General features: G+C 68.2%; 15 protein-coding genes. 5 read left to right on the top strand and 10 right to left on the bottom strand.

The window, feature by feature from the left end:
• Positions 1 to 95: 95 nt before the first annotated feature.
• Both RBS12_RS10900 and RBS12_RS10895 read right to left on the bottom strand, forming a co-directional pair.
• Positions 96 to 236, bottom strand: a complete 141-nt coding sequence (locus RBS12_RS10900; protein ID WP_307966117.1) for a hypothetical protein — start codon at positions 234 to 236, stop codon at positions 96 to 98.
• Between the two features lie 130 nt (positions 237 to 366).
• Positions 367 to 1,422: a hypothetical protein gene (locus tag RBS12_RS10895; protein WP_307966116.1), complete on the bottom strand. Its 1,056-nt coding sequence runs from the start codon at positions 1,420 to 1,422 to the stop codon at positions 367 to 369.
• A gap of 546 nt (positions 1,423 to 1,968) precedes the next feature.
• On the opposite strand from RBS12_RS10895, the gene tdh reads away from it, so the two are divergent.
• Together tdh and RBS12_RS10885 are read left to right on the top strand one after the other, a co-directional pair.
• Positions 1,969 to 3,015 carry an L-threonine 3-dehydrogenase gene (tdh, locus tag RBS12_RS10890; RefSeq protein ID WP_307966115.1) on the top strand — a complete coding sequence of 349 codons (1,047 nt, stop codon included), beginning with the start codon at positions 1,969 to 1,971 and terminating at the stop codon, positions 3,013 to 3,015.
• A gap of 45 nt (positions 3,016 to 3,060) precedes the next feature.
• Positions 3,061 to 4,281, top strand: coding sequence for a glycine C-acetyltransferase (locus RBS12_RS10885; protein ID WP_307966114.1), 1,221 nt, complete (start codon positions 3,061 to 3,063; stop codon positions 4,279 to 4,281).
• On the opposite strand, the gene RBS12_RS10880 is transcribed toward RBS12_RS10885, so the two are convergent.
• Both RBS12_RS10880 and RBS12_RS10875 read right to left on the bottom strand, forming a co-directional pair.
• Positions 4,268 to 4,573, bottom strand: a complete 306-nt coding sequence (locus RBS12_RS10880; RefSeq protein ID WP_307966113.1) for a transcriptional regulator — start codon at positions 4,571 to 4,573, stop codon at positions 4,268 to 4,270. The two genes, RBS12_RS10885 and RBS12_RS10880, sit on opposite strands and share 14 nt — an antisense overlap.
• A 738-nt stretch (positions 4,574 to 5,311) precedes the next feature.
• On the bottom strand, positions 5,312 to 5,473 hold the full coding sequence (locus tag RBS12_RS10875; RefSeq protein ID WP_307966112.1) for a hypothetical protein: 162 nt from the start codon (positions 5,471 to 5,473) through the stop codon (positions 5,312 to 5,314).
• Positions 5,474 to 5,867: 394 nt separating this feature from the next.
• Here RBS12_RS10875 and RBS12_RS10870 point away from each other — a divergent pair, with 394 nt between their 5' ends.
• Together RBS12_RS10870 and RBS12_RS10865 are read left to right on the top strand one after the other, a co-directional pair.
• On the top strand, positions 5,868 to 6,992 hold the full coding sequence (locus RBS12_RS10870; protein WP_307966111.1) for an FAD-dependent oxidoreductase: 1,125 nt from the start codon (positions 5,868 to 5,870) through the stop codon (positions 6,990 to 6,992).
• Positions 6,993 to 7,003: 11 nt separating this feature from the next.
• Positions 7,004 to 8,239: an amidohydrolase family protein gene (locus RBS12_RS10865; protein ID WP_307966110.1), complete on the top strand. Its 1,236-nt coding sequence runs from the start codon at positions 7,004 to 7,006 to the stop codon at positions 8,237 to 8,239.
• Here RBS12_RS10865 and RBS12_RS10860 read toward each other — a convergent pair.
• Positions 8,236 to 8,916, bottom strand: a complete 681-nt coding sequence (locus RBS12_RS10860; RefSeq protein WP_307966109.1) for a histidine phosphatase family protein — start codon at positions 8,914 to 8,916, stop codon at positions 8,236 to 8,238. The two genes, RBS12_RS10865 and RBS12_RS10860, sit on opposite strands and share 4 nt — an antisense overlap.
• A 29-nt stretch (positions 8,917 to 8,945) precedes the next feature.
• Here RBS12_RS10860 and RBS12_RS10855 point away from each other — a divergent pair, with 29 nt between their 5' ends.
• Positions 8,946 to 9,731: a type II CAAX endopeptidase family protein gene (locus RBS12_RS10855; protein WP_307966108.1), complete on the top strand. Its 786-nt coding sequence runs from the start codon at positions 8,946 to 8,948 to the stop codon at positions 9,729 to 9,731.
• 100 nt (positions 9,732 to 9,831) lie between these two features.
• On the opposite strand, the gene RBS12_RS10850 is transcribed toward RBS12_RS10855, so the two are convergent.
• Genes RBS12_RS10850 through RBS12_RS10830 form a run of 5 tightly spaced genes read right to left on the bottom strand, consistent with a single transcriptional unit; the run spans position 9,832 to position 13,746 of the window.
• Entirely contained in the window at positions 9,832 to 10,470 is a 639-nt protein-coding gene (locus RBS12_RS10850; protein WP_307966107.1) for a VOC family protein, read from the bottom strand.
• A gap of 41 nt (positions 10,471 to 10,511) precedes the next feature.
• Positions 10,512 to 11,573 (bottom strand): HAMP domain-containing sensor histidine kinase, encoded by a 1,062-nt coding sequence (locus RBS12_RS10845; RefSeq protein ID WP_307966106.1) that lies wholly within the window; start codon positions 11,571 to 11,573, stop codon positions 10,512 to 10,514.
• Entirely contained in the window at positions 11,570 to 12,265 is a 696-nt protein-coding gene (locus tag RBS12_RS10840; RefSeq protein ID WP_307966105.1) for a response regulator transcription factor, read from the bottom strand. Before RBS12_RS10840 ends, RBS12_RS10845 begins: the two co-directional genes overlap by 4 nt.
• A 29-nt stretch (positions 12,266 to 12,294) precedes the next feature.
• Complete coding sequence (locus RBS12_RS10835) at positions 12,295 to 12,975, bottom strand: VTT domain-containing protein (protein WP_307966104.1); 681 nt, start codon at positions 12,973 to 12,975, stop codon at positions 12,295 to 12,297.
• A gap of 36 nt (positions 12,976 to 13,011) precedes the next feature.
• A complete protein-coding gene (locus RBS12_RS10830) occupies positions 13,012 to 13,746 on the bottom strand; it encodes a phosphatase PAP2 family protein (RefSeq protein ID WP_307966103.1) in 735 nt (244 codons plus the stop codon).
• Between the last annotated feature and the right edge of the window lie 23 nt (positions 13,747 to 13,769).

Genomic DNA, 13,769 nt, shown 5'->3' with positions numbered 1-13,769 from the left:
AGCTGAAATTGAACGAAATTCTTTGGCGGCTTGCCTGCCCGCCGCGCCGATCCCCATCGTCGGCGTTGACGGCGGCCGTCCGGGAACGGGGATCTCTAGTCCGGATCCTTCTGAGCATCGACGCTTTCGACGAGGCCCAAAGTTGCCATCCCCAACGCCACGATGATCCAAAGCCACACCGAAGACGACGCGGGAAAGCCGAGCCTGCTCGCGGACAGGAAGACGGCACCGCTCATTCCGACGATGATGAAGCCGATCGCACCGATTCGGGGGCGCCGCGCCAGGACAGAGACGGTCGCCCATAGCTCACGGCCCCGACAATCTAGCCTCGATGATTCATCGGGGCTGTGGTTGAGGTCGGCGCCGTCATGTGCGTCCGAGGGCCCGCCCGTGCTGCGCGGCTGCCGTGACGACCACGGTAACGACCGCGGCATGGCTGATGCCGTCGGATGAGGTTCCGGTGATCGTCAGCGGGTAGGTCCCCGCGGAGATGCTGTCGTTGGCCCTGAGGCTCAACTGGACGGTAGTCCCGCTGGTTGCCGAGGCGGGGATTGATGCCGCGAGGCCCCGAGGGGCCCCGCTGACCGACAAGGTGATCGTGGCAGGGCCACCCGAGGTCACCCTCGTGGAGATCGAGATGGACGATGTTCGGGGTCCCGCCTGGAGCGGTGCGGTGAGTGGCGTGGAGATCGCGAAGTCGTCGGGGAGGTAGCACGCATTGCGGGAATTGCTCCAGAGGTATTGCACCGCGTAGCTGAGCCCGTCGATCCCCGTCGTGGTGCCGACGGTTCCCGTGCAGATATCGGCGATCTCGCTGCCGCCGCCGTTGGAGTTGACCCAGCCGTACCCTGCCGCGAGGGTCCCGGGATTCGTCATCGTTTCCGCAAGTTCATGCCAGGCGATGATGGTCGTACTCTCCCATGCCGACGGCCCGTAGTACGGGCACGCTGTCATGTCCGGGTGGACCCCGTACGCGAAGGTCGGCGTGCCGGCGGTCCCTGGAACGGCGTTGTGGTAGCCGCCGAAGTACGCGCACGAGCTCATCCCGCGCACCGTGACGACTGTCCCGGCTGGGAAGAAAATCGAATAGTAGGTCCTGTCTCGGCCAGCGGCGTCGACTGCCGGACTCGGCAGGTTTCCTGCCGCGATCTGGGTGCGCAGTTCGGACTGGATCTGTGAGTCGTCCACCATCGTGCCGGTTGAGGGGCTGATCAGATATTGCCCCGCGAAGGTGCCCGTGCCGAAGTGCTGGTTCGTGCCGCCGGCCGTGTTGTAGTCGGCGTCGAGCCACGAGTTGAGCGGCGAGGGCCCGCCGAGGACCGAGGCATAGAACGATGCGACGCTCGGCGCCGTCGTCCGCTGCACCTGCGGCAGGTACGTTCCGGTGCCCCATAGCACCTGTACCACCTGGATGTCACTCACGATCGCCCCACCGCCGTATGTGAGATGAGGCTGCGCAGTCGTGCCGGTCGGTGGTGGTGGAAGCGTTGCGGCCTCAGCACCCACCTGACCGGTCAGGCAAGACACGGCGATGAGGACCGCCGCCAATGTGAGCCGTCGGAACGAGGCTCGCAATCCGCGACCGCTCGCCCCTAGCACCATGTCAACGCGTGCAACGACCCGACCGAAGACCCGTCTGTACCCCATGCCGTCCCCATTTCTCGCCCAAGCTGCTTCTCGCCGACGGCGTCAGTTGACCCGCGCCGTCGCGCGCACTTTCTGTATGCGCGGATGGCGACGCGTGGCGACCCCATCACGCCAGAATTTACATGACCAATTCCGACGGACCCGCGAAACTCGAAAACCCATCATGTGCGGCTAGGTTGTTTGCTTGCCCGCCAGCGATCCCAGCAGGACCGGTCCACCATAGCGGTCGGGCGCGGGGGAGCTCCGACATAAGCAATTCCTAAACCGTCCCTTGAGACACCTGCTGTTGTTCTAAGCCATCGGCTGGCCTTGAATAGGCTCATGAAAGCCCTCTATAAGGCCGGCCCCCAGCCCGGCTTTGAGCTCGTCGAGCGCCCCGAGCCGAATGCCGGGCCCGCCGATGTCAAGATCCGCGTCCTCGCGACGGGCATCTGTGGCACCGACCTCCACATCCAGGCCATGGACGCGACGGCGCAGTCCATGATCAACGTCCCCCTCATCCCCGGCCACGAGTTCTACGGCGAGGTCGTCGAAGTCGGCGGTGAAGTGCGTGAAGTCAAGGTGGGCGATCGCGTCTCGGGCGAGGGCCACATCGTGTGCGGAATGTGCCGAAACTGCCGCGCGGGCCGCCGGCAGATGTGCATCAACGTCCAGAGCGTCGGGGTGCAGCGCGACGGAGCGTTCGCCGAGTACGTCGTGATCCCCGAGACGAACGTGTGGGTCCACCACGATCCCTCCATTACGCCCGAGCTCGGCGCGATCTTCGACCCGTTCGGCAACGCTGTTCACACGGCCTTGAGCTTCCCGCTTGTCGGCGAGGACGTCCTCATCACCGGCGCAGGGCCAATCGGCCTCATGGCGATTTCCGTCGCCCGGCACGCGGGCGCGCGCAAGATAGCGATCACGGACGTCTCGGCGCCGCGGCTTGAACTCGCGCGCCAGATGGGCGTTGATCTCGCGGTCGACGTCTCGACCATGTCCGTCCGTGAGGCGCAGCGCGAGCTCGGCATGCGCGAGGGCTTCGATGTGGGCTTCGAGATGTCCGGGCACCCGTCGGCGCTGCCCGAGATGATCGAGAACATGAACCACGGCGGCCGCATCGCGATGCTCGGGCTCCCAGCGCAGCCGATCGAGGTCGACTGGGGCAAGATCGTCACGCACATGCTCACGCTCAAAGGGATCTACGGCCGCGAGATGTTCGAGACCTGGTACGCGATGAGTGCCATGCTCTCGTCCGATCCGGTCCTGCACCGCAACGTCGCCGCCGTCGTGACCGACGTCCTCCCGGCCTCGCGCTGGGAGGAGGGCTTCGCCGTCGCCCGTTCTGGCCGCGGCGGCAAAGTGGTGCTGGACTGGTCGGGCGTTTAGGGCGCGCAGCGGGACTTTCAGGGGAAGAGGAGAGAGGGCAAACACATGTTCGCAGGCGTCAAGGAGCAGCTCGCCGCAGAGCTCGCGGAGATCCGCGCAGCCGGCACGTTCAAGGAGGAGCGGCACATCGACTCGCCGCAGTCGGCCCACATCCAGGCCGGCCCGCTCGATGCCCCGGCGGGGGAGGTGCTGAACTTCTGCGCCAACAACTACCTTGGCCTCGCCGACCACCCCGAGCTCATCGCTGCCGCGAAGCAGGCCCTCGACGAGCGCGGTTTCGGCATGGCGTCCGTGCGCTTCATCTGCGGAACCCAGGACGCGCACCTCGCGCTCGAACACCGGGTCTCCGAGTTCCTCGGCACCGATGACACGATCCTGTTCTCGAGCTGCTTCGACGCGAACGGGGGCGTCTTCGAGGCGCTGCTCGGGCCTGAGGACGCCGTCATTTCCGACGCCCTCAACCACGCCTCGATCATCGACGGCATACGGCTGTGCAAGGCGGCGCGGCTCCGCTATGCGAACCGGGACATGGGCGAGCTTGAGGCGCGCCTGCGCGAGGCCGCGGCGATGAACGACGGCGTCGGCGCGCGGCGGACGCTCGTCGTCACCGACGGCGTCTTCTCGATGGACGGCTACCTAGCGCCGCTCAAAGAGATCTGCGACCTCGCCGAGCGCTATGGCGCGATGGTCATGGTGGACGATTCCCACGCCGTCGGATTCATGGGCTCGACCGGCGCGGGCACCCCAGAGCACGCAGGGGCATCCGACCGAATCGACATCTATACCGGTACCTTCGGCAAGGCGCTCGGCGGAGCGTCCGGCGGCTACGTCTCAGGCCGTGCCGAGATCGTGGCGATCCTCCGCCAGAAGGCCCGGCCGTACCTCTTTTCCAACTCGGTGGCGCCGTCCATCGTCGCCGCGACGATGCGCGCTCTCGACCTCGTCGCAAGTTCGGGGGAACTGCGCGAGCGGCTTTTCGAGAACGCCGGGCTGTTCCGCCAGCGCATGGTCGAGGAGGGCTTCGAGCTGCTTCCCGGCGAGCACGCGATCGTCCCGGTCATGTTCGGCGACGCCGCGCTCGCGGGCCGGATCGCGGCGGAGATGCTCGCCCACGGCGTCTACGTGACGGCGTTCTCGTACCCGGTCGTTCCGAAGGGTCAGGCGCGAATCCGCGTCCAGCTCTCGGCGGCGCACGCGCCCGAGGATATCGAGACCGCAGTGCGAGCCTTCGCGGCGGCGCGGGACGCCGTCGTCAGCTCTGCCTGAGAGCGTGACGCCTCCCAACGATCGCCGCGGCGGCCGTCGCGGCGATCGGGAGTGCGAGTAGCGGTGTAAGCCCCCACTGGAGGTGAACCCCGAAGCGCCCGTCGGTGCGGAAACCCTCGAAGAAGGGGATCCCGAAGAGCGCTTGAAGGAAGGTGCCGTCGGCAGCGGACTCCCGTGCTGCTTCGCTCGCCATGACGAAGCCGAGTCCGCCGATCAGAAGGGCGAACGCCCACAGGACGATTGCCATGAGGCTGGTCCAGAGCCACGGCCAAGAATGCTTGATGACTGTCATCGTTCCCCCCCAGATGATGGTGTTCGGTTGAGCACCATCCTTCACAGGTGCGGCGGCCGTGTCAAGTCAAACTAGCCAAAATGTAAAGCCATCAAAGATGCTGGCCATTTGACATGAATTCAATTTCACTGGCTTCGCTTGGAGCATGGTTTAAATTCTGACGGTCTTCCGCTACAAAAAGGTTGTTCCACTTCCTGGTCATTTGCTTATGCTCACCAAGCATTCGCAAATCCAAGGAAAGGGCAGGACCGTGAAGATGCGTCGCTTCGGTGTCTCTCTAATTCTTTCTGCAGCACTCGTCGGTGGCGGAACCCTCTCGGCGGTTCCGGCCTACGCCAGTGATAATTGCTACTCGTGGAATCATGACACGCCAGCTTGCGGCTGGTACGGTCCGCCGGCGCCAGACGTCCCGCTTACCTGCAAGATTGGTGTGGCCACCAGCATGTGGTCTCTCATGATGGGAAATATTTGGGGTGGCCTGGTCGGCGGGGCTATCTCGACCGCGGGTTGCCTTGGCTACTAATTGGGTGTCAGCGAGGATCCTGAGTTGTGCGCCCAGATCGTGCCCTCGCGATACCACGCACTATGAGAATCGCTGAAATCGCCGCAAATCCGATTGCAACGAGCGATTTGACCAAGACATGCTGACCATTTTCGAAAATCATGATGACAAATGATATCGCGGCGATCCCGGCGGCGATCCCGGTACCGATGTAGTGTTTAGGGCTTAGCTTCATCCTATTCCCTTCTCATGTCAGACTTGAGCTTCTGCAATTCGCGACGTATCGCCCGCAGCACGATTTCCTTCATCGAGCAGTCGGTGACCACGGAAGCCATCTTGAGTTCCCGATGAAGCTGCTGCGATAGTCCAACGGTCAGTGTCTTCTCGCCGTCTGCCACACCCTTTACCTCTCCACCCCGATAGGCGCCGTCTGCACGGGCGTGGCCGGCACCTTGGCATGTTTGGGAGTGCCGGGTGAAGGCCTTGGGCCGGCAGGTGTTCCCTTCCGGCTCGGCTGCCAGCGCCGCTGTCCTGGGGTATTGCCCAACTGCTGGGCAAGGTCGGCTGTCGGCGGGACGGATCGAGTTATCACGTGTACCCCCAATTGTGCGTGGTGGTGCGTCAGTTACGGCGAACCATACCGACGATCCTCACGCTTCGCCGTGCGGTTGTCAAGCGACACTTCCGAATCTTGGAAATATTGATGAGTATCTTAGGCGCGCATCGGCCGACTAGTTAGGCGCCTCGCAATTGCGCGGCACCGCGCTTCTGTGCGCGCGGTATCGTGGCCGCATGGCCACCACGGACAGCACCCACGACGTCGACGTCCTCATCGTGGGAGGCGGCATCGCCGGCCTCTCCCTCGCCTCGGAACTCGCGGGAAAGTGCCGCGTCGCACTCGTCGAGGCCGAGCCGAGCCTCGGCTACCACACGTCGTCGCGCTCGGCCCAGCAGCTCATCCCGAGCTACGGCCCGCCGCCCGTCCAGGAGCTCACTCGGCGCACGCTCGCGACGCTCCGCGACGCCGTGGACGACGACGGCCGGCGCCTCGCGTGGCCGAGCCGCTTCATGCTCATCGGATCGCGGGCGGAGGTCGCCGCCGAGGCCCATGTGGGCATGCGGCACCTCGCCCCCGGGGAGGCGCGCGCCCTTGCCCCCGTGCTCCGAGACGGCGCATTCGAGGCCGCCGCGCTCGACACGGATTCGGTCCGCACCGACGCCCTCGCGCTCCTAGCCCACCACGAGGTGCGTGCGCGCGCAGGCGGCGTCGAGTTCCACCTCGGCAGCCCCGTCCACACGGCGCAGCGGATCGGCGCGGGCTGGCTCGTCGGCGCTGGCGCCGAGGGCTTCCACGCGACGAACGTCGTCAACGCGGCGGGGGCGTGGGCAGACGACCTCGCGATCCTCTTCGGCGTCGAACGCCTCGGGCTCCAGCCGTACCGGCGCACCGCGGCGCTCGTCTCGCTCGCCGAGCCCCTCGACCCGGAGACGCCGATGATCGCGGCCGCCGACGACTCGTGGTACTTCCGCCCCGACGAGGCAGGCGCGCTCGTCTCGCCGTCAGAGACGGAGCCGAGTCGTGCCGAGGACGCCGTGCCGCGCCCTGGCGACATCGAGCGGACCCTCGAACTCATCGCCCGCTTCGCCGAGCTTCCGGTCACTGGGATCGTGCGCGCGTGGACGGGGCTGCGGACCTCGCCCGCGGACGGCCTCCCCGTGCTCGGCTTTGATCCCGAGGGGCCCGGGTTCTTCTGGCTCGCGGGCCAGGGCGGATACGGCTTCCAGACGTCGACGGCCATGGCTGAGGACGCCGCGGGGCAGCTTCTCGCCGGGCCTGACGCACTGCGCAGTGGAGCTCGTCCGGTATCCGAGACGGAGCGAGCGCTCGATCCGCATAGATTGTCGGTGCGTCGCTAGATCATGGAGTCATGAGCCTCCTCATCGACAACATCGGCGAGCTCTCGACCCAGGCCTGGGCGGACGGATCCGCCGACGCCGCGGCCGCGAGCGTGCTCCGGGACGCCGCCGTCGTGCTCGACGGCGAGCGGATCGCCTGGGTGGGTCCATCGGCGTCGGCCCCTGCCGCGGACGAGCGGTACGACGCCGGAGGCCGCGCCGCGCTGCCGGGCTGGGTGGATTCCCACAGCCACCTCGTCTTCGCCGGCGACCGCACGGCCGAATTCGAGGCGCGCATGGCCGGGCAGGCCTACGCGGCGGGCGGCATCGGCGTGACGACGGCCGCGACCCGGGCGGCGGCCGACGGCGAGCTGCGGCGCCTGCTCTCCGCGCGCGTCGCGGAGGCGGCGGCGTGGGGGACCACGTATCTCGAGACGAAGACCGGGTACGGGCTCGATGTCGAGAACGAGCGCCGGAGCGCTGCCCTCGCCGCCGAGGCTGTCGACGAGGTCACCTATCTCGGGGCCCATCTCGTGCCCGCGGGCGCGGACCCCGAGGAGTATACGGACCTCGTCTGCGGCGAGATGCTCGACGCGGTGCGGCCGTACGTGCGCTGGGCCGACGTGTTCTGCGAGCGCGGCGCCTTCACGGAGGAGCAGTCCCGCCGAGTGCTCCTCGCGTGCCGGGACGCGGGCCTCGGCCTCCGCGTGCACGGGAACCAGCTCGGGCCCGGAGCGGGCGTGCGGCTCGCGATCGAGGTCGGCGCGGCGAGCGTGGACCACGTGAACTTCCTCGACGACGACGACGTCGACGCCCTCGCCGGAACGTGGGGCTCGTGGGCGCAGCCGGCATCGGTCGACGGCGTGGGAACCGTCGCGACCGTGCTTCCCGCGTGCGACCTCTCGACCCGTGCGCCGCTTGCCCCTGCGCGGCGGCTTCTCGACGCCGGCGTCCAGGTGGCGATCGCGTCGAACTGCAACCCCGGCACGAGCTACACGAGTTCCGTGGCATTCTGCGTCACGACGGCCGTGCTGCAGATGGGCCTGAGCGTCCAGGAGGCCGTGCGGGCCGCGACGTTCGGCGGCGCCCTCGCGCTGCGCCGCCACGTCGGGCGGGACGAGGACGGGCAGCGCGCGGTAGGTTCGATCGCCGTCGGCCACCGCGCCGACGTCCAGCTCCTTGATGCGCCGTCCGCGACGCACCTCGCGTACCGGCCCGGCATGCCGCTCACCCACGCCGTGTGGCGCGCGGGGGAGCGCGTGCGCTAGCGCTCGTCCCCGAGCGTCGTAAGGACCGTGTCCGTCGGCGTCCGTTCGGCCCACTGGCTGAAGGCGCGGTCGAGCGCGTACTTGCCGCCGGGCTGCCGGACGAGCGCGCGCACGGCGCCGTTTTCCGGGTTGTTGAGCGACTCGAAGTATTCGACGGTCCAGTGGAACCATCGCATGCAGAAGAGCCGCATCGTGAGGCCGTGGGTCACGAGGAGGGTGTTGGGCGCGTAGGCCGGCTTAGCCCAGTGCCGGTAGAGGGTCTCCATGAAGCTCGAGACCCGGTCGTAGACGTCGCTGCCGGATTCGCCTTCGCGGAAGCGGAAGAAGAAGTGCCCGTAGGAGTCGCGCAGCTTCTTCTGCACCTCGATGTCCTCGGGGACCTGATAGTTCGCCCAGTCCTGCTCGCGCAGCCGGGGCTCTTCGATCACGCGCTCGGCGAGGTCCGCGATGCCGAGCGCGTCGAACGTCTGGTACGCGCGGAGGTACGGGGAGATGTAGACGCACACTTGCTCCCCGTCGAGCCTTTCCCGGAGGGTTCGGCCCGCCTCGCGTGCCTGCTCGAGGCCGAGCTCGGTCAAGGGGATCCGGTAGTCGGGGACGCGTTCGTAGATGCTCGTGTCCACGTTGGCGGCCGATTGGCCGTGCCGGACCATGATGATCTGCCGCGGCGCGCTCATAGCTCCCCAGCGTAGGGGAGGATTGATGCATGTCCGATGCACCCGCCGTCGTCCGTTCAGGCTCCCGCACGCACTGGGGTGCCCAGCTCCTCATCGTCTTGGGGCTCTCGCTCGGCCAGTCGGCCGTGTATTCGGTGGTTCAGCTGCTGGACAAGGCGACGCGCGCGCCGCTCTCGCAGGGCAAGTCGACGCTCAACCAATCGCTGAGCAGCCGCGAGTATTTCGACCTCGCGTACCAGCTGCTCGACATTGTGTTCTCGCTCGTGCCGGTCGCGCTCGTGCTGTACTTCGTGTGGGAGGCCGCGGGCCGCGGGGCCTGGCGGGTGCCGTTCGCACGGCTCGGGTTCGACTTCCGGCGGCCCGGTCGCGACGCCCTCTACGGAGCCGGTCTCTTCCTCGCGATCGGCGTCCCCTCGCTCGGACTCTATTGGGCCGGCCGCGCCCTCGGGATCACGACGTCGATCATCCCGAGCGGGCTCGAACAGTACTGGTGGACGGTTCCCGTGCTCATCTTCTCGGCCGTCCGGCATGCCGTTCTCGAGGAGACGATCGTGGTCGGCTTCCTCATGGGATGGCTGCGCCGCCTTGGGTGGGGGACGACGGCGACCGTCGCCGCGAGCGCGATCCTCCGGGGCAGCTACCACCTCTACCAGGGCATCGGCCCGTTCGCGGGCAATGCCGTCATGGGCCTCGTGTTCTGCTGGGTGTACCGGCGCTACGGCCGGGTCATGCCGCTCGTCATCGCCCACGCGCTGCTGGACGTCGTCGCGTTCGTGGGCTTCAGCCTCGTGGGGAAGGCCATCGGCCTGGGGTGAGAACTGGCCACGCGCGAGGCGAGACCTGGCCTCGCGTTGGGTTACCCCGACGCGTGGCCAGATCTCGCTCAACGCGCGGCCAGTCCCACGCCGCGCGTGCTCAGATCGTGACGGGCCCGCTCGCGGTATCGAACGTGACCGACATGATCCCGGGCGTTCCCTTGGGCGAGACCCACTCGACCGCGACGTCCTCGAGCGGACGCTCGACCGGCTCTCCGAGCCACTCGGTCACGCGCTCGGCCGAACCGGCGATCGTGAGCTTCGTGACAGAGACGGTCCCGGTGTACGCGTTCGAGGGGTGGAGGCCAGGATCGCCCTCCCACTTGAGCATGTACGGGACCTGGGGATCGGCGATGAGCCCCAGGATGCCGATCTGCTTCCACACGAGCTCGCGGCCGTCCGGGAACTTGCGGTTGCCCGGAACGGCCTTGCGGCCGAGGCGCTCCTCGAACGGCGCAAGGTCATCGACCTCGACGCACCAACCCATCCAGCCGCCGCCTGCAGCCGAGCGCGCACGGACCGCCTGGCCGAACGGCGCCTTGTCCGAGGCGGGGTGGTCGAGGACCTCGACGACCTCGAGATAGTGGTGGCCCGTGAGGGGGATGATCATGTTGCGGGTGCCGAACCGAGGATGGACCCCGCCCCTGACAGCCGCTACCCCTAGTGCGTTGGCAATTCTCTCCGTTGTGGCGGCCAGGCCGTCAGGTTCGCAGGCATAAGAAACATGGTCCATACGCATGCTGTCATCTTGGCACTTTGTGATTGGCCTCTCAGCTTAGGTTAACCTAACCTCGTCGGCGCGGCCGGAAACGAGACCTCCAGGGTCGTCCCTCCGGCCCCGGTTTCTGCGATCCGCACGGATCCTCCGTTGCGCACAGCGATCTCGCGAACGAGCGCGAGGCCGAGCCCGTAGCTCCGTCGCGGCCCTTCGCTCTCGCCCGATTCGGCGCTAGAAGCCGCGCGAAATCCCGCGCCGCCTGCGTGCCGTTCGAACACCTGCTCGGGCGACGGGCCCGCGATCCCGGGTCCGGTGTCCCGCACGGTGAGCAGCGCCGTCGTCCCCCTCCCGGTGCCGGGCAGGGCGCGGACGCCGACCACGACCCGCCCGCCCTCGGGCGTGTACTTGAGGGCGTTGTCCACGAGGGCCACGATCACGCGTCGGAGCGGCGCCGCCTCGACCGCCACCGAGACCGGCTCGGGGCCCGCGTCCGCGACGAGCTCGACGCGCTTCTCGCCCGCGAGGACCGCGAGATCGGCGACCGCCTCGCGCGCGAGCCGTCCGAGCTCGACGGGCTCCTCGGGTACGTCTGGGCCGGGGCTCGCGGCGCTGTGGAGGAGGTCCGAGATGACGGACGCGAGCGTGCCCGCGTCGGCGCGGAGCTCGGCGAGGACGGGCGCGGCCTCGCTCTCGGGGCCGAGCCGCTTCTGCGCGAGCTGGATCCGCGTGTCGAGGACGGCAAGCGGAGTGCGCAGCTCGTGGCTTGCGTCCTGGACGAACCGCCGCTGGAGCGCGAGGGCCTCGCCAAGCGGCTTGACCGCACGCCGCGCGCTCACGAGACCGACGACGCCGCCGAGGACGACGCCGGCGACCCCTCCCACGAGGAGGGCCCCGAGCACGTCCACGGCGTCGAGCACGACCTGGGGTTCCGTGCGGTCCAGATGCGCGAGGACCTCGGCAGGCTGGGATTTGATCCACAGGAAGACGGCGGCTCCCGCGAGCAGGAGCACGACGACGACGGCGACCGCCGCGGCGACCTGGAGCCCCACGCGGAACGCCGCGCGCCGCACTGCGAGCTCGTCGGAGTTGCGCGGGCGGCGCGAGCCGGGCCTGATCCAGCTCATGCGAGGCTGCCCAGCTGATAGCCCACGCCGTGGACCGTTCTGATCACGGATCTGTCCGTCTTCTTCCGGAGGTAGTGGACGTAGGTGTCGACGACGCCGGGGGTCTCGCCCGCGTCGAAGGCCGCGGAGACGAGCTCGGCCCGCGAATAGACGCGCTCGGGCTCCCCAGCGAGGACCGCGAGGAGGGCGGATTCGGTCGCGGAGAGCTCGACGCGGTCGCCGTAGGGCGAGGTCAGCATCCGGGACGCGGGGTTCAGATCCCATGTGCCCACGGCGAGCACCTCGGGCCGACCCGACGGGCCCGAAGGCGGTCCCACGTGGCCCGCGAAGTTCCTGGTCAGTGCGCGCACGCGTGCGGCGAGCTCGTCGGCGTCGAAGGGCTTGACGAGGTAGTCGTTCGCGCCCGCGTCGAGGCCCTCGACCTTGTCGGGAACGCTCCCGAGCGCCGTGAGCAGGAGCACGGGCGTGGCCACGCGCTGTGAGCGGATGGCCTGGACGAGCCCGATCCCGTCGAGGCCGGGGAGCCCGCGGTCCACGACGAGGGCGTCCCAGTCGCGTGTGAGCGCGAGGTCGAGGCCTTCGCGGCCGTCGCGGGACAGGGTGACGTCGAAGTCAGTTCCGAGCAGCTCGGCGACGAGCGGGCCAAGCTGCCGGTCGTCCTCGACGAGGAGCACGCGAGGTCTGGGGTCCATGGCTCACATTGTGCCAAGGGCTGCGGACATCAGTCCGCCGAGGCGGCGGCGTACTCCTCGCGCCCGTCCGCGGCGGAAGGCTCGACGGCGGCATCGACCGAGGCCGTCCTCGCCGCGTCCTTCCCTCGGCGGCGGTGCCGCAGCGCCTCGATGCCGACGGGGATGACCGAGGCGAGGACGATGAGGATCGAGAGCACGTCGATGTTCTTCGCGATGAACTCGACATGGCCGAGCCACACGCCCAGCATCGTGATGGACACGGCCCACGCGACGGCCCCGAGGACGTTCCAGGCAAGGAAGCGGCGATACGGGTAGCGGGCCATTCCGGCGACGAGCGGAGTGTACGTGCGCACGATCGGGACGAAGCGTGCCAGGACGAGCGCTCGGCCGCCGTAGCGCGAGAAGAACGATTCGGCGCTCTCGAGGTGGCTCAGCTTGAGCACCCTTGCGTCCTCGCGGAACCACTTCCGCCCCACGGCCCTGCCGATGAGGTAGCCGGCCTGGTCGCCCGCGATCGCCGCGATCATGACGACGACGATGAGGACGGGAAGCGAGAGGCCGAGCCTGCCGTGGAGGAGGCCGACGGTAAAGAGGAGCGAATCGCCCGGGAGGAACGGGAACAGGAGCCCCGACTCGATGAAGACGATAAGGCCGACGACTCCAAGGACCCAGGGGCCGGCGTCCACGAGGAGGGAGGTCGGGTCGAGCATGCGGGTGTCCTTAGGGAGTGGCGGTGTTCTTCGGGCTCAGCGGTATTCGAGCCGCGTCACGAACGGCACGCGGCTCAGGATGGGCATGGCGAAGCGGTTCCAGAGGCCGCACCAGAGCAGGATCCCCGCGACCGAAGCCGGGAAGGAGGCGATGACGTCGATCGGGTAGTGCACGCCGACATACACGCGGGAGATGGCCACGAGGCCCGAGGCGACCATGCCGCCGATGAGGATCCACGAGCCCCAGCGCGTGTGCCGGAAGAGGAAGTACAGCGCGATCGTGAGCGACACCGCGAAGCACACGTGGCCGCTCGGGAAGCTGTTCGGGTCCATGTCGGGGGAGAGGGGGTTCGCGAGGAGGCTCGGATCCGGCCGGTGGCGGTGGACGGCGTACTTGAAGATGAGGCTGAAGACCCAGCCGAAACCGGTGATCGACGCGACCGCGAGGGCGTCGATGGGAGTGCGGCGCAGGAACCAGAGCACCACGATGAGCACGAGGAGGATGACGACGGCGCCGGACGGCCCGAGGATCTTCTCGACGGCGAGGGAGACCGTGTTGAGCCAGCCGACGTGCTGCGTGCTCATGGTCTGGTTGACCGAGAGCTCCGTCGAGGTGACGCCGGACGTCGTCGCGATGAACCCGAGGGCGAACACGGCGACGCTCATCACGACGGGCGCGATGATCCAGTGGCGGAGGCTCGGAAGCGTTGCGAGACGGCTGCGCGGAGTTTTGGCTGGGGCGCTGGGCGCCGTGAAGTCGGAGGACGTCATGTGCCTATCCTGCCCTGCTCCGT

This window comes from Sinomonas sp. ASV322 (assembly GCF_030908245.1).
GTDB lineage: Bacteria > Actinomycetota > Actinomycetes > Actinomycetales > Micrococcaceae > Sinomonas.
Note: the sequence above shows the minus strand (reverse complement) of the source record. Positions and strands in the feature narration are given on the sequence as shown.

What these genes read in the sequence shown, in the direction of transcription:
- RBS12_RS10845 (WP_307966106.1), bottom strand. Translation starts at nt 11,573, where the DNA reads ATGAGCTGGATCAGGCCCGGCTCGCGCCGCCCGCGCAACTCCGACGAG.
- RBS12_RS10900 (WP_307966117.1), bottom strand. Translation starts at nt 236, where the DNA reads ATGAGCGGTGCCGTCTTCCTGTCCGCGAGCAGGCTCGGCTTTCCCGCG.
- RBS12_RS10840 (WP_307966105.1), bottom strand. Translation starts at nt 12,265, where the DNA reads ATGGACCCCAGACCTCGCGTGCTCCTCGTCGAGGACGACCGGCAGCTT.
- tdh (WP_307966115.1), top strand. Translation starts at nt 1,969, where the DNA reads ATGAAAGCCCTCTATAAGGCCGGCCCCCAGCCCGGCTTTGAGCTCGTC.
- RBS12_RS10860 (WP_307966109.1), bottom strand. Translation starts at nt 8,916, where the DNA reads ATGAGCGCGCCGCGGCAGATCATCATGGTCCGGCACGGCCAATCGGCC.
- RBS12_RS10870 (WP_307966111.1), top strand. Translation starts at nt 5,868, where the DNA reads ATGGCCACCACGGACAGCACCCACGACGTCGACGTCCTCATCGTGGGA.
- RBS12_RS10830 (WP_307966103.1), bottom strand. Translation starts at nt 13,746, where the DNA reads ATGACGTCCTCCGACTTCACGGCGCCCAGCGCCCCAGCCAAAACTCCG.
- RBS12_RS10850 (WP_307966107.1), bottom strand. Translation starts at nt 10,470, where the DNA reads ATGCGTATGGACCATGTTTCTTATGCCTGCGAACCTGACGGCCTGGCC.
- RBS12_RS10855 (WP_307966108.1), top strand. Translation starts at nt 8,946, where the DNA reads ATGTCCGATGCACCCGCCGTCGTCCGTTCAGGCTCCCGCACGCACTGG.
- RBS12_RS10835 (WP_307966104.1), bottom strand. Translation starts at nt 12,975, where the DNA reads ATGCTCGACCCGACCTCCCTCCTCGTGGACGCCGGCCCCTGGGTCCTT.
- RBS12_RS10880 (WP_307966113.1), bottom strand. Translation starts at nt 4,573, where the DNA reads ATGACAGTCATCAAGCATTCTTGGCCGTGGCTCTGGACCAGCCTCATG.
- RBS12_RS10885 (WP_307966114.1), top strand. Translation starts at nt 3,061, where the DNA reads ATGTTCGCAGGCGTCAAGGAGCAGCTCGCCGCAGAGCTCGCGGAGATC.
- RBS12_RS10865 (WP_307966110.1), top strand. Translation starts at nt 7,004, where the DNA reads ATGAGCCTCCTCATCGACAACATCGGCGAGCTCTCGACCCAGGCCTGG.